Origin of the sequence: Sinorhizobium sp. B11 (genome assembly GCA_039725955.1) — a bacterium.
Taxonomy (GTDB): Bacteria; Pseudomonadota; Alphaproteobacteria; order Rhizobiales; family Rhizobiaceae; genus Rhizobium.
Genome location: CP091034.1, coordinates 537527 through 556581, shown reverse-complemented (window position 1 = coordinate 556581; position 19055 = coordinate 537527). Strand labels below are relative to the sequence as shown.

The following is a 19055-nucleotide window of genomic DNA, read 5'->3' as shown; positions in this document are numbered from 1 at the left end:
AAAGTTTTTGCCTGTGGGGGCAGGGCAAGAAGTCGGGGTCTTTAGAGCAAATCCCCGTACGCTTCAATTCGTCGCGGACCGAACATTACGATTCGTCCATTTTTGCGGCAGCAGTCTTTGCCGCGGGCAAGCCATCCGTCTCGTCCGCCTGGCCGGAGCGGCGAGCACGTACCTGCTGTTTGCGTCTGGAAAGATTTTCTCTCAGCTTTTCGGCAGCCCGCTCGCGCCGCAATGCCGCCTGGGCTTCCATGGCCGCTTTCCGGCTCTGCCGGGCCTTTTCAGTCTCTTCGTTCATGTCCCAGAAGTAACCGAATTCGCGCCATTCCAAAAGTGCTCCGCACGTTATTCCCAGAGAAGTTGGAATTTGCGGCTTGCACTCCTGCCGAACCTGTGGCAATAGCCGCCCCGTTCACGCGAGTTGAGCGTTTTCGCTTCACGCGTCTGGTCCTGCTGCCGTAGCTCAGTGGTAGAGCACACCCTTGGTAAGGGTGAGGTCGGTGGTTCAATCCCACTCGGCAGCACCAGTTTTCTCTAAGAGAATCAATCGGATACAGCGCAGATACTCGTGCGCCGGCTGCTTAAACCAGCATGAAAGCGCGGAACAGAACGCGAATTGCGCAGAAAATCCGTGCAAAATCCGTGCAGCATGTTCTCTTGTCGTTCCAAACGACTCGATGGAGAACCTGATGAATCGCTATATGATCTATCTGCCGGACGACAACACGTGGATGGAAGCGGTGGTAGCACTCCAGTCTCACGGCAAACCTCAATCGGACAGCTTGTATTTAGTCACCCTGGCGAGTGATAGCGGCATGTCGGAAATTGAGGCAGCACTTAAGGCGACCGGAAAGCACTTCGTTTTGACTAAGATCGAAGACAATTTTCTCTCCTACCACGTGACCGGCCAGACGCTGTCGGCAGTCCGCGCTCTCCGGTAGAACGCGGACCCCGTCGTCAGCGAAAAGTGCAGAGAGTTTTTTCGTTGGGAGCGACGATGATGCGTTCGCCGATCAAGCCCGTCACGATCGAGCGCATTGAGAGCGCTCTTGATCTGCTTGCTGAGTTCATCGTTCGGAAAGGCCGCGAGGGGTGGAAATGGGTGCCTGTCTACAAGAAGCTCGACGAAGAGCTCACGCGGCTCAAAACACTGGAAGACGATAGGCGCGCAATTCGCGAGCGCGCTCAACGTTCGAAAGAAAGACGAAAACTAGCTAAACCGGCCAGCACCACATGACCTCAAGGGACCAGTCAGATAAGCCGATTACTGCGAAGCGTATCGAACATGCTCTCGATCGCTTGGCAGAGGTGACGGTGCGCCTTGGTGCAGAAGGATACAAATGCATACCCATCTATGAACGGCTCGAGCGAGAACTTGCAGACCATCGAGCGCGCGAACAGAAGATGCTGGAGATACGCGAGCGCGCTAGGAAATCAAAGGCGGCCCGAACAAAGAAGGGGGGAAAGCCTATGAACGATTCTTATCTGGATTCAGCTCGAAAACAAATCGATGAGTGGATCAGCTTCCATGAGGCTGAGATCGACGCAATCGAGGCCGGTCGCCTGAGGCACCAGAGCAAAACTGGCGATGAGCCGTGGCGCGACACGACCGACCAAATATTGAATCATCATAAACGATCGAAAGAGATGCATGAGCGACACCGCAAGCTCTTAGATGAGTTGTAGTAGACGAGTAGGGACACCATGGTCACATCCGACACCGCCACCCGCCTCGAAGATGCCGCTGATCGGATCGGCGACATTTCCAGGGCCGACGTGCAGATATTGCTCCGCCGCGCCGCGTTGCTCTTACGCAACTCCGGATCGATCGCCTTCGACGACGAGATAGAAGAGGCTCTTCGGGATCTGTCTGACGAGTTCGGCAAGACGCGCAATGATACCGTTCGCATCATCGTCCGGGAGTGGATGGAAAAGAACACCTATCTGCCGGTGCATATGCTCGACGAAGATGGCGATGTTGATGGGAAAGCCTGATTGAACGAAGACAATATGTGGCTCTGGATCGGCCTATGTCTGGTGGGCAGCTTTTGCGCCTACACTTGGTACTGGTACGTTAGATCCATCATCTTCTACCGCAGGAACGGTTTCGATTTCAGCAAAGATTTCGGGCCTGACTATTTTTCGCGAGACGAAGGTCACCGGTTCTTCTCGTCGCCGAAAGCGAAGTTCTACTTCGGCATGCCTTTCGTGCTGGCCGTAACCTCCCTGCTGTCGATCCTGACGCTCTCAATGCTGTTGGGGATCGTCAAGCGATGCATTGAATGCGGAGGCGACGGGTTTCCTATTTAGGCCAATAATGCGCCGTGTTGCCTTTGCAATGTCGATGGGGAGACGTGATTGAGCGACAATGTTGTGCTTTGGATTCTCGCGTGCTTCGTGGGCGGATTTTGCGCCTATAGCTGGTATTGGTATATCCGGTCGTTCATATTCTATTTCAGAAATGGATTTGATTTCCGCGAAGATTTCGGCCCCAAGCTCCAGCGATCTGACTTTCCAGATCATGATGAGGACTGGGCAACGCCGAGACAGAAGTTCCTCATCGCCTGGCCTGTTTGGGTGGCAACGACGTCGTTCATCCTGCTCGGCATCGTGTTCGCCTTGATCGGCGTTCTCAAGCCTTGCGTCGATTGCGGATAATAGCGGCAGATGAAAGACGCCACCAAGAAAGCTCAGTGCCCCGGGATCTCCGCGTCCATGGCGGGTTGAACTGGCCTAGGGTGGACCGCACAGCCGACTTTAGTGGGGTCAGGGTCAGATCCCCGACTGCACGGCCCACGTATGAACCCGGGCGGCCGAGCAAAGTTCCGGCAATGTGCTCGGTTGGAGGAATCATCGTCTCCAAGATGTGAAGCTTCGCAGAAAGTGCCCCGATTCAGCACAAGCCATCGATGGCAGGTAAAACCTGGCCTGGGAGGGCAAGCAGGATAACACCGGCTATGATGGGGAAGAGAATGTGGGCCGTATTCAGGTCGATCAAACCACATCGGGCAAGGAAAACCAGTGGCGCTGGAACGGCGGCTTTGCTTCTTGGTGCGACAGTGGATCCTGCCGCAACAAGGGTGGGAGGCGACGGCGAGAGAGCATCGCGGCTGACCGAGGGGCATTGCGACAGGCTAAGAGAGCTTCACGGACGCGGTCGAGCTCTTCGCGTGGTACCTGCGCGTCGCGAAGGTCCTTCACCGCGGCGTCGGTCCGGGCTCTATCCTCCGCCGATCGAGCAGTACGCCATTCCAGTTCCTGTTGAGTGACCATCTTGTCAGCCAGGATATTGACGGACGCCTTCAGATCGCTGGTTGCCTCTCGGATCGGTAGGTATGCCAGACCGCCGAGCATTGCCGCGAATGTCAATGCCACACCAAGGGCCTGCCATTGCGGCTTGTTGCGCTCCGCAAGGTTCGTAGACAACGCCGCGATCGATGCACGCGTTTCGTTCGCAAGAGAGGTGACGGCAGTGTCGATGTTCTTGAAGCCGGATCGGACCTCGGTCTCGAGATCCGTTTGCCGGCGCCCGAGATTAGTGACCCTCTCGCCGAGCTGGGCGGTGATGGCATCGGTATAGACCCGATGGGCGTCATTGTTGTTGCTCATGTCGTCTGACATCCTTTTCGTTGCCCTGCCCTTTCAATGCGAATGCTATGCTCATGCGAAAAAGCCGTCCAAATGAATGGGCGGCGGGGTGATTGACGACCGGAGACCGGGATTGTACTCGACCCGCGCCACGCTCACCCTGACGAGGTGGCAAACGGGGAGGCCCGATCAACACGAGGGATCGGGCCTCTGCCTATCATATTAAAACCTGGGCGCGGGCACTTGAACGCCTATGATCGGACCAAATGCTAATGCTGCGTCGCATTTAACTTTTTAAATTGCCGGCCTGGACACGCGTACTAAAATAATCCCCGCGATAACAAATGGAGGGAATATATGAGCCAGGAGAAAAGCGACATCCACCTATCCATTTGGGACATACCGGTTTATGTCAGAATTGGTCGCGGGATGACCGAGACAATCGACGGCCCACAGGAAGCCTTGAATTATCTTTCCAACAGATGGCCAGCCGAACGTGGCCCGCACTACGAACGAGCTCGGAGTGCTTGTGACCTTGCCATCACGCGATTTGGCTCATTGGGAGAGGCCCGCGAGGCCTTCGTCGCGGCCGCAATCGAGGTCAATATATTGGCGCGATAGGATCGGCGCCCTCTTCCTGGAACTTTTGGCGGGGCATTGGCAGTTATGGGCTCATGGACCGTGCGGCTGATGCGCACGCCCACTAACCCTTCTACAGCATCGGTCGTGCGGTCCCTCCTTTCCACTTGGACCTGCCCGCTTCGGCGGGCATCTTTTTGCCCCCTCACATGTGCGACTAGATCGAAAGCCGCACGCCGTGATGTCCTCCTGTCGAACAAGAGGCTGTCATGAAGTCACTAGCTGTGCGAATTGGACGCGGGCTTTGGCTCGTCACCTTCATCAGCGAGCACGACTATCTCGTCACGAAAGACGAGGCCCATCGCGTGCGGTGAGGAGGAGCCGCTTACATCAAGCTAAAAACTTTAGTATTTACGAAAATAAAAAAATATTTTTCAGAAAACGGTGATACGGTACGTTTGTAGAATGAATTTTTAAGTAGGAAAAATCATGCGATATTATTTTCCAGACTTCACAGGACGGCAAATCACCGTCTTTCTCATCGAGACATCAGTGCTCACAGCCGCGCTCATTGGCATCCTCGTGGTTACCATACCTTTGATATGAGCCACGATGAGGAGCGTAATGGTGTCTAGGCATGAACCTCAGCTCCGGTCACCGTTCGCCCTGCCAAACAAACCTTATCGGACTGTAATGTGGACCCTCTGCCAGACAAAGAACTAGACCGGTTACTTTTTGACCGAATTTGGGCTCTCGGCGCCAGGGCTGTGAAAGACAATCGCATTTCTGCGCTCGCTGATGCCACCCTCACTACCCCTACCCTGGAAGAATATCAGAATAGCCGTGGCGAGCGGATGAGCGATTTTATCAAGGTCATCAAACTCGGAATCGCGCAACTCCGCTAACGCCCATTGCTGATCCGTCTGTTCAGAAATCGCCATTCGCCAACTCACACTTCAGGAAGTCTTTGAGATGAATGACCGCAGCAAAACGGCTTTCACGCGGATCAAGCAGGTGAAAAGTTACAGTTCTCGAAAGAAAGAACTAAGGTTCGCCGAAGACAGGGTCGACAAGATAACAAAGCTTCTTGTCAGTCAGACGGCGATTGTCAGAGCGCGCCGGGCCAGCCGCGCTTCAGCGGAAACGGATAACGCGTTTCTGGCGAGGATTTGTGATAGCAGGCGTCGCGCTATGGAATACCTGTTGCGTGTTCAGGCTTTTTGCTAAGCCACCATTCCATCGATGTCCGAAATGGTGATGGAGCTGGCGATTTCCCTTGCTGTTTGTTCTGAGTATACGCGCGGGGAGACGTCATGTCGAAACTCAATCGGGTATTGTTGGTCGCAATAGTCGCCGCCCAGCCCGTCAGCGCGCGAACCGAGCCGCTCGAAACCCTCCACCTCCATGATCGAATCGATGTCGTCGGGCAATCGTTGGGAACTAGTCGTTCCTACAAGATCACCACTGGCACATCGCGGACAATACTGTTCTCCGTTGTGATCGATGAATCCTGTCGCTACACGTTGCAGAAGGGAGGACATCGAAACATCCAGCCACGCGCCGAAAACGTTCCCATCGAATTTTCGGACAGAGCGTCAATTGCTGAATTTTATATTCTCTCCTTTTCTCAAACTCGCCCCGCCTGGCAGGCAAGCCGACCTTGCGGGTATTCATTTTCGCTCAAATGAGGTCGGCCTTTGAGGATCAGCCGAATTGATTCGCTAATACACGAGCTGTGTGAGCCTACTGTCTAGCTTGGCCGTTTGGTACCTGTTCCGGCATCTAAGCTTCTTGGAGCCCCCCACACTCGGAGGGCTCCTTTTGATGTGGGGCGGCGGGGTGCGCCGAGGTACTAAATCCAAAGGCTTGTAGCAACCAGCGAACGCCCTACTTGAATAACAAGCTCATCCGGAGAATGGTTGTCGCCACTTCTCGGTCATCTTTCGGACAGCCCCCTTTATGGAGCGTGCCATGTCCACCCCCAGATCGACCCTAGGGCGTATGAGCGCTGAACGGCGGGAGTCGGTCCTGCGTTCGCTCGCATCGATGCTGCAATACTCTGCGGGAGTAGCTAAGCTTCAACAGTATCCGAGTTGGAACGAGATGGAAGTTTTGGCTGCAGAGATATTGCAAGACGCGGCCGCCACTGCACGGGAGAACTCGGAGACCGGGGAAACGTTTGTCGCACGGGCCATCAGGCTCTTGAGTGATTTCGAGTTGTGTCAGCCCTCCGGTGATTTTAGGTATCACTAAAGGATTGAGTGGCGGGGTTAAGCCAGATTAGTAACTTGTCCTCGGCAGCGTGCCTCGATCATATTCCAACGCTTCGGCGTCATCACCTCGGGTGCTGAACGTTAATTCCAACTCCAATGCGACTGATGCCAATCGGCGCCAGGATAGGTACTCTCAACCTTTTTGTGCTGGAAAGAACTGTTGAAGCGCGCGTTCTGCCTTCGACATCAATGGGCTGCGTCGTCCCGCCGAAGAAGGTGTCACGGCCGATGATCCGTTCCGGATTCGGTCAGGTTCGAACGTGGCGGATGCGCGTTCCGATACAGGATCTCCAGGTGGAAAACCGGCTGCCCGCAATGCTCGCTCAGCCTTCGATAGTGGTTCGGCTTTCGGCGCTGGCACCCTCGACGCCGCGGAACTGCTTGCGGTCATGGTCTCTTCCTTTGGTGTGGTGAGGTAGGAGGCAGAAGTGTGTCCTGAGACAGGCCCACGAGGCGAAAAACCGGCATGCCGCAAGGCCAACTCGGCCTTTGAAAGCGGCGGGGCTTGCACCACAGGCGCAACGATAGCCGATCCGGTCTGCCCGTTTCCAATCATGGTGCCTTCCTCCGGAGTGGAAAGGTATGCCGCAAAGTTCACGGCAGCGTCGTCGATGGTCCCGATCTTGTCGGCCAGGCCCAATGCAAGCGCTTCATCGGCGCCAAATGTAAGCGCCTCAGTATCCCGAACCGCTTGCGCATCAAGCTTTCGATTCCGTGCCACCGTCGATACGAAAAGCTCACCAAAGCCATCGATGCGAGCCTGGATCCTGTCCCTGACGTCGGCCGGCAACGCCTGATAGCCATTCCCGTCGACCTTATGCTGGCCATAGTGGATGAAGGTCACCTTCAAACCCGCGTTATCCATGGCCTTGCTAACGTCCAGATGGATGGTGACGACGCCGATCGAGCCGACTCCTCCGGTCCTGGCGACCGTCACCGTCTTGCAGGCCGACGCGATCGAATAGGCGGCCGAGTAGGCATTTTCGGCAGCAAAAGCATGAATCGGCTTCTGAACGCGGGCGGCAAAAATCTTGTCAGCCAGATCGAAATTGCCGGCGACATGGCCGCCAGGAGAGTCAACTATGAGCGCGATACCTTTGACATTCGGGTCCGCTAGGCCGCGCTCAAGCGCCTTCGTGATGTAGACATAGCCAGTAGCGTAGTCCCCTATCGCGTAACCGACACCGAACAGAAGCACGCCTTTGACGGGGATCATCAGAATCCCGTCTTTCACGACATAGGGGCGATAGGCTGCAAGCCAGCTGTCCGGCGCCGGCCAGAAGTCATCCTGCATCGCGACTTTGCCTTTCGGCGTCTCTATCTGGGTGAGCGTGGTTTGCGCGGATCGGAGGAATGCTTCAAACATGGCTTGCATGCCGGGGTTCACCATGGCCGGCATATCATGGAAGGTCGCAAGCAAAGCGTTGGTATCCGTCATCAGGCGGCTTTCTGCTGGTTCGTGGAGTCGGTCGGGTTCTGAAGGATCTTGTAGAAGTCCTTCCACTCCATCTCGCGCTTCATCTGACGCATGCGCTTGCGCCAGTCGGCGCCGAGGCGGGCGTTCTCGGTTTCGAGATCGGACAGACCATTGTTGATGCGCAGGATCGCGGCCGGCGTTTCTTTCAGCTCGTCGACCTGGCCACGGCTCGCGCCAACCCAATCGCAGGCGGTGTAGGCATCCTTGAATTGCTTCTCGTAGAAACTCGGCATGTTGCGCCGGACGGACGTGATCTCACCCTTGTTGAGGGCTTCCTCGAGCCAGAGCGTGTAGACGCTCGACGCGAACCGGTCGGCGACCATGCGCTTGATCGACAGCATCGCCTTGTAAGTCTCGGTCATCGCGGCGCGAGCAGACGAGTAGTTCGTCTTGCTATAGTCCTTCGACAGCTGCTCGTAGGAAACACCGAGCGCAGCAGCGATATGGCGAAGGAGCGACTGCTCGAACTCACTGCCGAGCGGACCACCCTGCCCTGGTGCCTGCATTTTGAACTTGGTGCCGGGCGGCAGGTGCGGGATCTTCAGACCGTTCACGTGCAGGTTCTTTGCACCGGTCATGAACTGGTCGAGCGTCTGGTAATGACCGCCCATATAGCCTGAAAGCGCTGCCTGGATTCGCTCCGGTGTCACGTCACTGCCACCGAGCTGCGCGAAGATGGCTTCCGTCGGAAGCTCAGATTCGATCGTCGCGGCGTAGCTGGCGTACATGACCGCCTGCTGAAGAACCATCTGACGATAGTTCTTCGTCATCTTCATTTCGGAGAGCGCGGCGACCATGGCGGAAATACCGCGGCTCTGGTCGGGCCGAAGCTGCTCGAAGATATGGATCATCTGCAGGCGGCCCCACGGCTTGCGAATGTCGATCGGCTTCCACTTGTAGGAATCCGTCGTCATCCAGTCGCTCGGATGGGCCATGCGAACGTAATAGGTCTGGGGTGCGCCGTACTGATTGCGACGGATGCCGCCGCGCACCATGGGATCTCCCGTCAACTCGGGAGGCGTCGACAGGCGATCGGTGTCGATCATCTGGATCGCGGTGCTGAACATGCGCGGCTGATCACGCAGCCACTCGACCGAGGCCAGTGCTTCACCGTAGACGGTGTGCGTATCGACGGCCATGCGGACTAGGCCGGTCAACGTGTTGGTGCGAGCGGCGTCGGGCCAGTTGTCGAGGGACTCGGCCCACAGACCGAATTTCTCTTCAACCTCTTCCTGATACTCGTCTTCCCACTTGTCGTCTTCCTTGCCGAACAGAACGGTCGTCACCGGCTTGGCGTTCAGCATGTAATAGGAGCCGACGATGTTGTCCTTGCGCAGGGTGGCGCCGCCAGCGACATAGGCGTCATTGCGCGTGGTGTCGCGCGTGCGGGCATCGGCCAGTTGCTTCGCCGGAAGCAAGTCGGCATCGGCCGAGCGGACTGCCGGGCTGTAGGAGGCGAGCTCTTTCGAGAAGCGGGAGGCACCGTCGTAAGCATCCGAGGCCATAGCTTTGACGCTAAGACCAAGGAGTTCGGCGCTTTCGGAATCGTAGACTGCTGACATAGGGGCTCGATCGCTGAAGAGCGCCCATTATGCCAATTCACACATTAATGACAATACCAGGTTGAATGGTCAACATTCCATTCAACATCAAGTTGAACACTGCGGACCCAGTCAAAAAGGTCGGGACCTGTCAAATTTCGTTTTAATTTTCCGCGGGCGTGTGAGTAAAAAGCGCTTCGGTCTCGTCTGACTGGCAGCGGTTAGAAAATTTCACGCACGCTACAGATGGATTCGTGTACGTTGAATCTGTCGAAAACGGCAAACCAAATCCCGAAATAAACAGGGCGCGAATAATACAGCGAGGCCCGCATCAACGCTACAATTAGACGCAAATTTCGAGGGTCAAATTGGCAAGTTGCGCGCACTTTTTTTGTGTAGCGATGCCGGAATGTCGGCCATGTCTTATTTCCGCCGAGGAGGACCTTGATCTTTCGGCAGATTGGTCTCCCAATATACATAGCGACTAGACAAGACAGTGACTCCGTGGCTGCAGTCCGTGAATGTAATTGCACACTGAGAGGAATGAGTATTTTCCTACCTATGAGGAATACACAACTTGCCGCAATAGAGTTGGAGCGGCGTGAGAGCTTCGATCCAGGTGTCCTTCACCATCTCGGTCGGGGAAGAGACTGAAACAAGGAACGATTGTGAGGTAAATGACTTTGATCGCAGAAACATCCCTGGCCATCCTGCTGGTGGCCGCGCCGATAGTGATAGCACTGCCGGCATCCTTCTGGGCTACGCTCCAGATCTACGATCGGCTCCGACGAAAGAGAGAGCCGCCCGCTTGAGACGTTGACAAATAAAAGCCCGTCAGGCCTTCACACCTGACGGGCTTTCGAATTGAGATCAAATGACTTTGATCGCAGAAACAACTTATGTATCGGTCAGAATGACGACAGCGTCAAATTAATTCAACGAACACTCAGCCTAGGCCCGTTACAGTGGATAAGTCGGATAGCGCATCTAAGCAGACACTTTTATACGCCCTGCGCAATCGTTCTGGATCCGCCGAGAGCCCGCATGGATGGTGGCGAGTTCACGCGTCGACCGCTCTCGTGAAGATGCAGTGTCGATCGATCGACGACAGCGGATACTGAGGTCAACTGCGCCTAGTATCAAGGCTGAGGTAAGACTGCAGCTTGGCGATGGCTTGATCAAGAATTGGCCCATCTCTCTCCGCTTTGATTTTCATAAAGAGGAACCAAGCTGCGGTTGCGGCCGAAGCAACTCCAGCTGATGCAAGGCTGCCTCCCGCCAGTAAGAGCAATCGAGGTCCGATGCTAGCGGCGGCATCCGCCACAACTGCGGCAGCCAATCCAGATGCTAAGGAAATAATCGCAAGCAGAGATGCCCTCACCTCGGCGAATTTCTGTGAACGCTTGGTCTGTGCTTCAAGATCTCCGAGTGCACTTTCTAAGGAAGCCATCGCAGCGGTTAATGCTTCGCCGTCAATGTCTCTCAGAAGGTGCACTGCATCCGAAATCTCACTCCGAAGCACCTCATCTTCTTTCAGATGCGCCTCTAATCGGGAAAGTTCGTCAATCAACTCAATCCGAGAGGTTTCAACCACGTTTCGCCTCCTTCGTGTAGGTCGAAAGCAAACCCGACATCCCTAGACCAGCGACTATTGATTGCTTCGCCGTTGAAGGTTCAGCCAAAACTACTACTATAGCAGAGCCGAGCAATGTGGATAAAACAAGGTCAACAAAAATGGCGTGTGGCTTCCCGTTGTTACTTACATCGAAGTTCATGGCTCCGAGCACCGACAACGGAACTCGATCCTGAATTCGGGTCATTATCAAAAGACTAAACGCTCCAAGGCAACACATCGGGAAAGGAGTTATTGACCAAGCAAGAAGATCTTTGAGCATTATCTGATTCACCAAGTTGGATGGCGGTAATCGATTTAACTATTTCAATCTCTGATCGCAAGTGGGTATACTTATTCGATCTGGGGTCAAGGTAGGAGACAAATCCTGGCGCTCCTTTTAGGCTATTTCAAAATTTTGAAACCCGTGGAAACAGGTGCTCGTAGACCAACCGACCTTTGTCCGTAAATTGAACCATTGTCGGCATATTGGTTGGCCCGTCGACTGACATAGCTACCACTCCGGTCGGAGCGCCCCTCACCTCGGAAATCAATCCCATATTTATCAGGTCATCAATAAGCATCGCATTTATGCGAACGAGATACCCGTCGATGAAGCCGTCGTCACCGGAGACTACACGTTGTGGCTGTCTCATGTCGGTATCTGTTGGCAGCGTAGGAACGTCATACATTGTCAGTGACGATTTGCTTGGCCAGGCTGACTGATGATGTTGATTAAACTTATCGATCAAAGCTTGCAGCAAGTTGAGGTGGCCTTCCGTCAGACGGTCGAGCAACGAAAAGACCATTACAGACAGGTCGAACGCGTATCCTCTCTCAAAAATCCCTTGCGCTGCCGCATTCTTCAGAGCCTCAAGCTTTTTCTCGCCAACTGATTTGCTCGCAGCGTCAAATGCGTGCCGCAACAATGGCTGAGTTTCCGGCCGGGCCAACGCCTCGGCTACATCAATTTCGGCCTTGCTTTCAAGAGCCACAACTCGTTCAGCTAGTGCTTCGGCAAACCGCTTCAGCGCAGCGTTTCTAGGATCCTCCCATACTTCTGCAGTAATCAGCTGCGCGAAGCCCGCAAGGATCGGGATCGTACTGATAAATGCCATGGCAAGATCTCTGACCTTCGCCGATGGAGGATCATTGAGCGATGGAAGATTGGTCAAACTAGCCCCTCACGCTCCATCACTGCACGGACTTCTTCGAATGTCGCTTTAATGTTCCCTTTCGGAAAACGGATCTGTCCCAACCCATCGATGTTCGAGAACATTTTACATCCTTCCTCGACGAGCACGATGGCCCTTGAAAACCCTAGTCGTCCCTGAAATAGGCCGACCTCATGGATCACGTTCATTCTGGCCTGCAATTCACCATCGGCCAATTCGTCTTCGGCCGTCATGATGACCAAAGCAATTGCCGCGCTTTCAAGCATTTCCGAGAGCCTGGCAATGTTTGTCATTCCTGCAACAGGGATTCGATTGAATTCGTTCCAAGGGAGGTGCAGTCGATCGGAGACGAAATCCTTGAGCTCGCGCCACAAAAGCGAGCGACCGTGACCAATAAAGACGTCTGTGCCCACTCGGCTCTCCCTGCGCAGTTTGCGTTCGCGGCGTTCGATGTGCGACGCTGCCTTTTTGGCAATCGCAGCCGCCTTCTTGCAGATGTCAAAAGTGTTTTGAATGGATATCGCCTCGGCGCGAACGAGGACGTGTGGCGGCGCGATATTCCCTTGGCTTACGGCGGTTGAGTCGCGGGTCATTATCTGCCCCTTTGGCGCCCACTGATCAGCGACTTCGAGCGTAGTGAAGCGGCGCAGGCATTCGGCATCTTCCAATAGTTTGTCGATGAATCTGTCAGAAGGAAGGGCGTCATGCTCTTGATGCAGAATTGACGTCAACGTCGCTATCAATTCGTCGAAACTCTTACTTGCGTCACGCTCAGCCTCCCGCAGCCTATCTAGGTTCGGATTACCCGCTTTTTTCAGGACAGCTTCCGTCACGGTTTTAGCCGGCATTTCCTCCCAAGGGCTCCCACCCCTTGAAGCCCGCACTCTCATCAGCCCCCATTCTTGGCTGAAATGGCGTCCTGGTTGGGGCTCGCGAAATCCGTCATAGTAGACCTTGGAGTGGTAACCGAGCCACGACCCAGAAAACGACTTTCCGATTTCATCCGCAGCCTTTGTCAGTGCATCAAGTTTCTGTAGCTCAATTTCACTGTTAGGGAACTCAGAGCAATGCTCGAACTTCTCGCTCAAGTTAAGTAGTTCTTTCGTATTTTCCATCTGAATTCTGACTTCTGTAAAATGCTGCTGTCACTTCGAGCAGGCGGCTACAATCTTGTGAGCATACGTTCCTTGGATCGGCATATTCAGCCCGTCTATGGCACCCGAGAAAGATAGTTGACACGCTTGAGGGCACCGGCATCCATCACGACCGGCAAGCGCGTGTTGCGATCCATGAAGATATAGTAACGATCAGTCGCCAAAAGCGGGTACCAAGAGATCAACGGAAACTCCGCTCCATCGAACAGAAAGTCGGCTTGAACCGAATCCGGTGAGATGGGTTTATTGTATCGATCCACATAAGACGCCGCTATCGTTCCGGTATAAAGCCAAATGGCCGCGGCGCACACCATAGCTACTGACACGAGATTGAAACGTATCGGCACCAAAACGTGTGAGACGAAGACGAGTCCGAGAAACACAAACAGGCCAGAGAACGACCGAATAATTCCGAGCGGTTGAATGGTGTGCGTAGGCGTCGAAAAATACGTCGCACCAGCGATCAAAATGAGCACCAGCAAAACTACCGCTGCAGCAACGATGCTGATGCCGATCGCATGACTCAAGCCTTTCGGCTTCTCTCCTTCGAATTGAAGGGCGTGAGTGAGATTGCCGGCAAATGGTATTGCCAGAAAAAGCACGCCTGGAGATGCGCCATGGGCGACATAATCCGAGATCGTGAAGTACAAAGGCGTGGTGATGTCAGCCATGTACAAAATCACGTAAATCCAAATGTACCCGCTGACGATCGTAACAATCGAAAGCCAGGCGCAAAATTCGATAATTGTCGATAGGGTAATAGATGTTTTGGTATTGGCGCTTTCCACCACGAAATCCATCTCCGACTCAGTGTGAGTTGTAGCTTCGAATGTAATTCGCGTAAGATTTCGCCGCTATATCCTTTGGTTTTTCGTTGAAGATTTTAATGCTCGCTTGACGTGAAAATGATCGCTCACAAGACTAGGTGTATGAAGCAAAAGCAAACCGATTCACCGACATCCTCCTGGCCATTCTCTGAAGTGATCGAGTTGATGGGAGGCCTGACCGCCACCGTCGTCAGCATCGGTCTCTGTTTCGGCATCGCTCTCATATTTGGGAAATGCTTAGCGATCGGCCGATCAGCATTTTCTTACATTACTGTCGCAGACGTTGCCGCAAACGCGCTGATCATCTCGCCTGTGGTTTTTGCTCTCCTTGCCGCTATTACGCTGCACAGATTAAGCCGGCCAGATCCGGTAGTTCAGAGTACTGCAGACGATGGACTGAAGCCCACTTCGCGGCTCGTCATTATACCGCTCCTTGTCGTATGGGTTGTTGCCTGGCTTTTCCTACCGCCCTCGCGTTACTCAGTAGCGGAATTCGGCGTCGCTACCCTCCTGATCATTTTGATTTTTGATACTGTTCGTTTTCACGCGCGTAAGCATAGTCGAGCGCTGACTTTGGTACCATTTGCTGCGATATGCGCGTTCTTCGCGACGATCGCGCAAGCAAGCTACTTCCTCACCAGCTTCGCGCTTCTTTCAACTCCAGCACCAAGCGGTGATTGGACGGGTCAAGAAATCTGCCTCGACCCTTGTTTGGAGGCGAGAGTGGTTGCCCGATTCTCAGAAGTAACCGTCATCAAGTTGAGGCAGGATGGCAAAATCGCTTTTGTTTCGAATAGCGAGATCAAGAGCGTGACGGAATCCGCACCCCGGCACGACACGCCGCTGATCGACCTCGGATTTTGAGGTCAAAGCTTATCTTGCAAATGTCCCTTGGGAGACATCAACACTCTCCCCTGTCGGTGCTCTATGTGGTCTGCCTGTGCCCACCTCTTGGCCACGCCACGACCAATGCGCGCGAAACCTTTTCACCTTCTCGATCGACTCCTTTCGTGTGAACCTTGGCACGAGAGCATCGCTCTGAACGATAGAATGGGTTGGTGACTTTTTGGATCACTCGCACAATTCGCGCTGCACAACAGACAGTATGGCCGATCCTCTGCACGATGGGACCCCATAAACTGAATGTCTCCACAAGCGACAATGCAAAATAGGCGTCGACATTTGTAGGCCTGCACAACGCTTGCAGGACATCTTAAAGATGTGCCAACAATTTGCACGCTTCATCTGAAGCTGCATGGGGGAATTTGATGCTATTTCGGATTTTGTTACGACTGTTCGTCGGAAAGCGCGGATGGAAATCCCAGCCGCGACCGCCTGAAGCGCCCGTTATCATCGTAACGCCATCCAATCCCTCAGTTCCAGTGCCCCCGCCCGCAACAGTCTTGCAGGGCAAATGCTGGGTGGTCGATGGCGACACCATTGTCATTAATGACGTTCGCATTCGCTTGGCAGGAATAGACGCACCGGAGCTCGATCACCCTTTCGGCAAACAGGCCAAATGGGCGCTGGTCCAATTGTGCAAGGGGCAGATCGTGACGGCTCGGATCAGGCCAGAGCTCTCTTATGACCGCGTGGTAGCCGAGTGCTTTCTCGCGGATGGGAGCGATTTGTCAGCCGAACTCGTTCGCCGCGGCCTCGCCCTAGACTGGCCGAAGTTTTCGGGTGGGAAATATCGGCACCTTGAAACGGCAGATGCACGCCGAAAGCTATGGCGCGCCGACGCTCGCCAACGCGGTAAGCTGCGTATTCAGACCGATGATTAGTCCGCAGCAGAATGTTCGCCGAGCTTCTGCACAATAGACATCAACATCTGTAGGTCTGCACAAGAGACAGCGTTAACCGCTCATCCGCACAAGGGACATTGAGCCGGATCGCTACGGGTCCCATTCTGTGTAACAGTGCATGGCGAGGGGCGCTGAGCCCCGCTCCATAAAAATTTTTTGCCAGAATTTTTCTGGATTATGTCCCTTGTGTATTCAACCTTTTTCGAAAATCTAGGGACACTAGGGACAAAAAGGTATTCACTAGGGCCGGATTTTTCTTCTAAATATCAATATTATAACAATGGTTGTCCCTAGTGTCCCTAGTGTCCCTAGTGTCCCTAGTGAAATAATCACATGTAGAAATAACGAAATTCAATGAACACTGCACAATGGACATTCAACTTAACCACCGGCTGTTCACTTACGCATTATAAGCGATTGAGATTTCACTAGGGACTCTAGGGACACTAGGGACGGCACAAATTTTACTGAACGAAATTAGATAGATGAGCTGTCCCTAGATGGAAGGCCCACTCAATGCGTGTCCCTAGATGGTCTGGGGACAGTTGAATAAAATCCGCTGTGAAAGCTGTCGCGACCTTCTACTGGTCGGATTTTGAAAGACCCTCAGCAGCACGCCTTTCGATCTCGTTTTCCACTGCCTCGCGGATGAATTTCGCACGGCCATAGGTCCCGACCAGCGAGTCAATCTTGGCGATTGATTCCTCTGACAGGCGAATAAGTATCGGTTTGTTGTTTAGCGGCGGTCTACCCATGGTTATGGAATAAAATATATCGTTTATTGAGTCAACGCAGAGCCACCATTGAATAAACGATATAGTTAATTGACACATTAAACGATATCATTTAATGTCTTGCTTATGGTGCTCAGTTGGGAGCGCCGGCAAGAAAGGATCTTCCCATGAGCAAACTGACTACCACCCTCTCCTTCGCAAACCAGGCATGCGGCGAAATCAATCTCTGGGCTCCGACCGAAACCGGCGATTGGGCCACTGACAACGCTGCGGGCCGGGCATATGCTCTCGAACTGATTTCCGTCATGAAGGACAATGAGGCGCCGATGTTGCTTGGTCACGTGGTTAAATCGATCGCCGTTCGCCGTAAACATGGCGGTGTTGAGGTTGGCTTCTGCCAGCAGATCGCTGAGAGCTTGATCCGATAGGTCCACAGGGGGTCAAATCCATGCAACATGAGAAAGAAGTGGCGCCGGTCGTGCCGCTTCACCATATCGCCACCCTTGAACATCTCTCAGGAGAGGCACGCGAGGCTGTCCAGCAACTTCAGACGGAAGAAGGTTCGATCGAGATCGACGACACCATGACCGAGGCTTCGGCGTTGCTGGAAATAGCGACCATCCTTGTCGAAAACAGACTTTTCGATGCTCACAAATCGCTAATCAACCGCATGATTGCTGTAACGGCGAATGCCACACGTCTGAGCTTGCAAAAACAGAGGAGTGCGAAAGGCAAAAGGGGACCGCAAGATCCCTTTTGGACGGCGAAGCGTCACAGGTTGCTTGTCGCGATCCACGACAAAGTGGTCGAAAACTCTAGTAGCGACAAGCTGAAGGCGCCCAAATTTAACGAGCTCAAAGATCGACGTGACGTTGTGAAAACATTCTACCAAATGGAGGGTTATCCCATGGAAGAGTGTGAGAAGCGGGATTCTCGGGATCGTCAAGCTTGGGCAGAACAACAGATCGACAAGCGGTTGCGACGATTGTTGGCGTCACGCCGCAGTTTGGAGCTTCACCAGTCGCTCTTTGGGGATCTGTTGGGGGACCTTATGCCGTACTGAACGAACTAGGTTTTGTCACAGTTTTTACCGCTTGAAACTGTGACAAGAGATGGTTTGCCGAAGAGGCCCGTTTCGTATGTCATGTTGGCAACTGACATCGAAAGGCAGTCCCGATGGCGATTTCCGAAACATTCGTTGACCACCCCGCACCGCTTCCTAAGCCACAACCGTTTGCTCTGGCAAAGGAGCCGAACGAGATGCCGCGCAGTTTCGTACCGGCGCGCTTGCCGGATCTTGCGCCCATTCAAGCCCGCAGAGAGCAAATGATGCGGATGATCGCTAATCTCGACCACGAGCGCGATCAATATGGCGCAAAAATCGCGCGCGCCGCAAAAACGCTTCAGGATCGCGACAATCGGCTCGAAGAGATCGACGAGACCAAGGCGAAGATTACCGAGGCGGAAGCGCTAAATATTATCAACGCTAGCTCGTCAGTTGATTTGGATCAGCTCAAGGAAGCTCTCAGCGCACTGCAGGAGCAGGTTTCCGCCTCGGAGCGGGATTGTGCTGCGGCAAATCGGGCGATCGACATTATTCGTGAGAAAGTCGATGAAATCGAGTCGAAGAAAGCCACAATTAAGCTGCGGTTGAAGAGTGCGACCAGGGATTGGCTTATCGCGCGGCGTCTCCACCGATACGACGCGATCCGCTATCATTTTCACCAACTTTACGATGAAATGGCCGCACTTCTAGCTATCGAAAACCACTCGGGTTTCGATCATAACGACACTCCCATGGGTTTGAGATTTATCGAAAGCTTCAGGAGCGCGGTTCGGTTCGATTCTCCGATCCGTCCAACGTGGTTCAATGTTGTCACATCGAAAGAGTTCCCCGGCTTTGCTGAAGCTTGTCAGCAGCTTGCTTCCGAAATGGCAGGGGATTCACTATGAGTGGCCTGTCCCCCACATTTGAGCGTTTTCGGCGTCGGCGTAAGCGCGAGCTCATGGAGCTAGGCCTCAACAAGAATGAGGCTTATTCGGCTTCCAAGCGCGAGGCGCGCAGTCGTCAAGCTATGGTGTCTCTAGTAGGCAAGGAAGCCGCGCTGAACTCGGAAATCCTCACTAAGATCAGGTTGGATGGCACGTACTCGCAACTCCTCATGGTTCCGGAAACTGAAATAGCTCCGGATCTTCGCGACCGCGCCGAAGCTTGGGCGGATTCGTCCGACCGGCCGCAAGCGGGCTCGCCGATCCACTAACCGCGGATCTCAAAACCGAAAATCATCAGCGC

24 protein-coding genes and 1 tRNA gene are annotated in these 19055 nt (G+C 53.9%); 16 read left to right on the top strand and 9 right to left on the bottom strand.

Translation table 11 applies throughout. The features are described from left to right. Nucleotides 1-85: 85 nt before the first annotated feature. Nucleotides 86-295: a hypothetical protein gene (locus tag LVY75_12505; protein ID XAZ25708.1), complete on the bottom strand. Its 210-nt coding sequence runs from the start codon at nt 293-295 to the stop codon at nt 86-88. 154 nt (nt 296-449) lie between these two features. Between LVY75_12505 and LVY75_12500 the strand changes: the two genes are divergently transcribed. The 7 genes from LVY75_12500 (at nt 450) to LVY75_12470 (ending at nt 2655) form a co-directional block, all read left to right on the top strand. Next, a tRNA-Thr gene (locus LVY75_12500) sits at nt 450-524 on the top strand. Nucleotides 525-686: 162 nt separating this feature from the next. Then, nucleotides 687-938, top strand: a complete 252-nt coding sequence (locus LVY75_12495; GenBank protein XAZ24040.1) for a hypothetical protein — start codon at nt 687-689, stop codon at nt 936-938. A 56-nt stretch (nt 939-994) separates the two neighbouring features. After that, nucleotides 995-1234: a hypothetical protein gene (locus tag LVY75_12490; protein XAZ24039.1), complete on the top strand. Its 240-nt coding sequence runs from the start codon at nt 995-997 to the stop codon at nt 1232-1234. Further along, nucleotides 1231-1683 carry a hypothetical protein gene (locus LVY75_12485; GenBank protein ID XAZ24038.1) on the top strand — a complete coding sequence of 151 codons (453 nt, stop codon included), beginning with the start codon at nt 1231-1233 and terminating at the stop codon, nt 1681-1683. Before LVY75_12490 ends, LVY75_12485 begins: the two co-directional genes overlap by 4 nt. Before the next feature lie 18 nt (nt 1684-1701). Beyond that, nucleotides 1702-1992, top strand: a complete 291-nt coding sequence (locus tag LVY75_12480) for a CopG family transcriptional regulator (protein ID XAZ24037.1) — start codon at nt 1702-1704, stop codon at nt 1990-1992. Beyond that, nucleotides 1993-2307 carry a hypothetical protein gene (locus tag LVY75_12475; GenBank protein XAZ24036.1) on the top strand — a complete coding sequence of 105 codons (315 nt, stop codon included), beginning with the start codon at nt 1993-1995 and terminating at the stop codon, nt 2305-2307. Nucleotides 2308-2355: 48 nt separating this feature from the next. Then, the gene (locus tag LVY75_12470; GenBank protein XAZ24035.1) at nt 2356-2655 is read left to right on the top strand and encodes a hypothetical protein; all 300 of its coding nucleotides are present in this window, start codon (nt 2356-2358) and stop codon (nt 2653-2655) included. A 336-nt stretch (nt 2656-2991) separates the two neighbouring features. On the opposite strand, the gene LVY75_12465 is transcribed toward LVY75_12470, so the two are convergent. After that, a complete protein-coding gene (locus tag LVY75_12465; GenBank protein ID XAZ24034.1) occupies nt 2992-3606 on the bottom strand; it encodes a hypothetical protein in 615 nt (204 codons plus the stop codon). 336 nt (nt 3607-3942) lie between these two features. Between LVY75_12465 and LVY75_12460 the strand changes: the two genes are divergently transcribed. Beyond that, a complete protein-coding gene (locus tag LVY75_12460) occupies nt 3943-4206 on the top strand; it encodes a DUF982 domain-containing protein (GenBank protein XAZ24033.1) in 264 nt (87 codons plus the stop codon). A gap of 686 nt (nt 4207-4892) precedes the next feature. Here LVY75_12460 and LVY75_12455 read toward each other — a convergent pair. Then, nucleotides 4893-5105 carry a hypothetical protein gene (locus tag LVY75_12455; protein XAZ24032.1) on the bottom strand — a complete coding sequence of 71 codons (213 nt, stop codon included), beginning with the start codon at nt 5103-5105 and terminating at the stop codon, nt 4893-4895. A gap of 31 nt (nt 5106-5136) precedes the next feature. Here LVY75_12455 and LVY75_12450 point away from each other — a divergent pair, with 31 nt between their 5' ends. Beyond that, nucleotides 5137-5391, top strand: coding sequence for a hypothetical protein (locus LVY75_12450; protein XAZ24031.1), 255 nt, complete (start codon nt 5137-5139; stop codon nt 5389-5391). 86 nt (nt 5392-5477) lie between these two features. Further along, nucleotides 5478-5852, top strand: coding sequence for a hypothetical protein (locus tag LVY75_12445; GenBank protein ID XAZ24030.1), 375 nt, complete (start codon nt 5478-5480; stop codon nt 5850-5852). A gap of 718 nt (nt 5853-6570) precedes the next feature. Here the strand turns inward: LVY75_12445 and LVY75_12440 are convergent. The 6 genes from LVY75_12440 to LVY75_12415 form a co-directional block, all read right to left on the bottom strand. Continuing rightward, nucleotides 6571-7875, bottom strand: a complete 1305-nt coding sequence (locus LVY75_12440; GenBank protein XAZ24029.1) for a S49 family peptidase — start codon at nt 7873-7875, stop codon at nt 6571-6573. Beyond that, a complete protein-coding gene (locus tag LVY75_12435) occupies nt 7875-9476 on the bottom strand; it encodes a phage portal protein (GenBank protein XAZ24028.1) in 1602 nt (533 codons plus the stop codon). Before LVY75_12435 ends, LVY75_12440 begins: the two co-directional genes overlap by 1 nt. Before the next feature lie 1102 nt (nt 9477-10578). Then, nucleotides 10579-11049: a hypothetical protein gene (locus tag LVY75_12430; GenBank protein XAZ24027.1), complete on the bottom strand. Its 471-nt coding sequence runs from the start codon at nt 11047-11049 to the stop codon at nt 10579-10581. A 428-nt stretch (nt 11050-11477) separates the two neighbouring features. Further along, a complete protein-coding gene (locus LVY75_12425; GenBank protein XAZ24026.1) occupies nt 11478-12242 on the bottom strand; it encodes a hypothetical protein in 765 nt (254 codons plus the stop codon). Further along, nucleotides 12239-13357, bottom strand: coding sequence for a nucleotide-binding protein (locus LVY75_12420; GenBank protein XAZ24025.1), 1119 nt, complete (start codon nt 13355-13357; stop codon nt 12239-12241). The genes LVY75_12425 and LVY75_12420 overlap by 4 nt, the downstream gene beginning before the upstream one ends. A 95-nt stretch (nt 13358-13452) precedes the next feature. After that, nucleotides 13453-14196, bottom strand: a complete 744-nt coding sequence (locus LVY75_12415) for a hypothetical protein (protein XAZ24024.1) — start codon at nt 14194-14196, stop codon at nt 13453-13455. A gap of 129 nt (nt 14197-14325) precedes the next feature. Between LVY75_12415 and LVY75_12410 the strand changes: the two genes are divergently transcribed. From LVY75_12410 to LVY75_12385, 6 genes are all read left to right on the top strand, one after another. After that, nucleotides 14326-15087: a hypothetical protein gene (locus tag LVY75_12410; protein ID XAZ24023.1), complete on the top strand. Its 762-nt coding sequence runs from the start codon at nt 14326-14328 to the stop codon at nt 15085-15087. A 557-nt stretch (nt 15088-15644) separates the two neighbouring features. Further along, complete coding sequence (locus tag LVY75_12405) at nt 15645-16007, top strand: thermonuclease family protein (protein ID XAZ24022.1); 363 nt, start codon at nt 15645-15647, stop codon at nt 16005-16007. A 922-nt stretch (nt 16008-16929) separates the two neighbouring features. Then, nucleotides 16930-17190 (top strand): hypothetical protein, encoded by a 261-nt coding sequence (locus LVY75_12400; GenBank protein XAZ24021.1) that lies wholly within the window; start codon nt 16930-16932, stop codon nt 17188-17190. Between the two features lie 20 nt (nt 17191-17210). Then, entirely contained in the window at nt 17211-17825 is a 615-nt protein-coding gene (locus LVY75_12395) for a hypothetical protein (protein ID XAZ24020.1), read from the top strand. Between the two features lie 113 nt (nt 17826-17938). Next, nucleotides 17939-18715 carry a hypothetical protein gene (locus tag LVY75_12390; protein ID XAZ24019.1) on the top strand — a complete coding sequence of 259 codons (777 nt, stop codon included), beginning with the start codon at nt 17939-17941 and terminating at the stop codon, nt 18713-18715. Then, nucleotides 18712-19023, top strand: a complete 312-nt coding sequence (locus LVY75_12385) for a hypothetical protein (protein XAZ24018.1) — start codon at nt 18712-18714, stop codon at nt 19021-19023. The genes LVY75_12390 and LVY75_12385 overlap by 4 nt, the downstream gene beginning before the upstream one ends. Nucleotides 19024-19055: the final 32 nt, after the last annotated feature.

Coding starts and splice junctions, on each gene's coding strand:
- LVY75_12505 (XAZ25708.1), bottom strand. CDS start 295: ATGAACGAAGAGACTGAAAAGGCCCGGCAGAGCCGGAAAGCGGCCATG.
- LVY75_12495 (XAZ24040.1), top strand. CDS start 687: ATGAATCGCTATATGATCTATCTGCCGGACGACAACACGTGGATGGAA.
- LVY75_12490 (XAZ24039.1), top strand. CDS start 995: ATGATGCGTTCGCCGATCAAGCCCGTCACGATCGAGCGCATTGAGAGC.
- LVY75_12485 (XAZ24038.1), top strand. CDS start 1,231: ATGACCTCAAGGGACCAGTCAGATAAGCCGATTACTGCGAAGCGTATC.
- LVY75_12480 (XAZ24037.1), top strand. CDS start 1,702: ATGGTCACATCCGACACCGCCACCCGCCTCGAAGATGCCGCTGATCGG.
- LVY75_12465 (XAZ24034.1), bottom strand. CDS start 3,606: ATGAGCAACAACAATGACGCCCATCGGGTCTATACCGATGCCATCACC.
- LVY75_12460 (XAZ24033.1), top strand. CDS start 3,943: ATGAGCCAGGAGAAAAGCGACATCCACCTATCCATTTGGGACATACCG.
- LVY75_12455 (XAZ24032.1), bottom strand. CDS start 5,105: ATGGCGATTTCTGAACAGACGGATCAGCAATGGGCGTTAGCGGAGTTG.
- LVY75_12450 (XAZ24031.1), top strand. CDS start 5,137: ATGAATGACCGCAGCAAAACGGCTTTCACGCGGATCAAGCAGGTGAAA.
- LVY75_12445 (XAZ24030.1), top strand. CDS start 5,478: ATGTCGAAACTCAATCGGGTATTGTTGGTCGCAATAGTCGCCGCCCAG.
- LVY75_12440 (XAZ24029.1), bottom strand. CDS start 7,875: ATGACGGATACCAACGCTTTGCTTGCGACCTTCCATGATATGCCGGCC.
- LVY75_12435 (XAZ24028.1), bottom strand. CDS start 9,476: ATGTCAGCAGTCTACGATTCCGAAAGCGCCGAACTCCTTGGTCTTAGC.
- LVY75_12420 (XAZ24025.1), bottom strand. CDS start 13,357: ATGGAAAATACGAAAGAACTACTTAACTTGAGCGAGAAGTTCGAGCAT.
- LVY75_12415 (XAZ24024.1), bottom strand. CDS start 14,196: ATGGATTTCGTGGTGGAAAGCGCCAATACCAAAACATCTATTACCCTA.
- LVY75_12410 (XAZ24023.1), top strand. CDS start 14,326: ATGAAGCAAAAGCAAACCGATTCACCGACATCCTCCTGGCCATTCTCT.
- LVY75_12400 (XAZ24021.1), top strand. CDS start 16,930: ATGAGCAAACTGACTACCACCCTCTCCTTCGCAAACCAGGCATGCGGC.
- LVY75_12395 (XAZ24020.1), top strand. CDS start 17,211: ATGCAACATGAGAAAGAAGTGGCGCCGGTCGTGCCGCTTCACCATATC.
- LVY75_12390 (XAZ24019.1), top strand. CDS start 17,939: ATGGCGATTTCCGAAACATTCGTTGACCACCCCGCACCGCTTCCTAAG.
- LVY75_12385 (XAZ24018.1), top strand. CDS start 18,712: ATGAGTGGCCTGTCCCCCACATTTGAGCGTTTTCGGCGTCGGCGTAAG.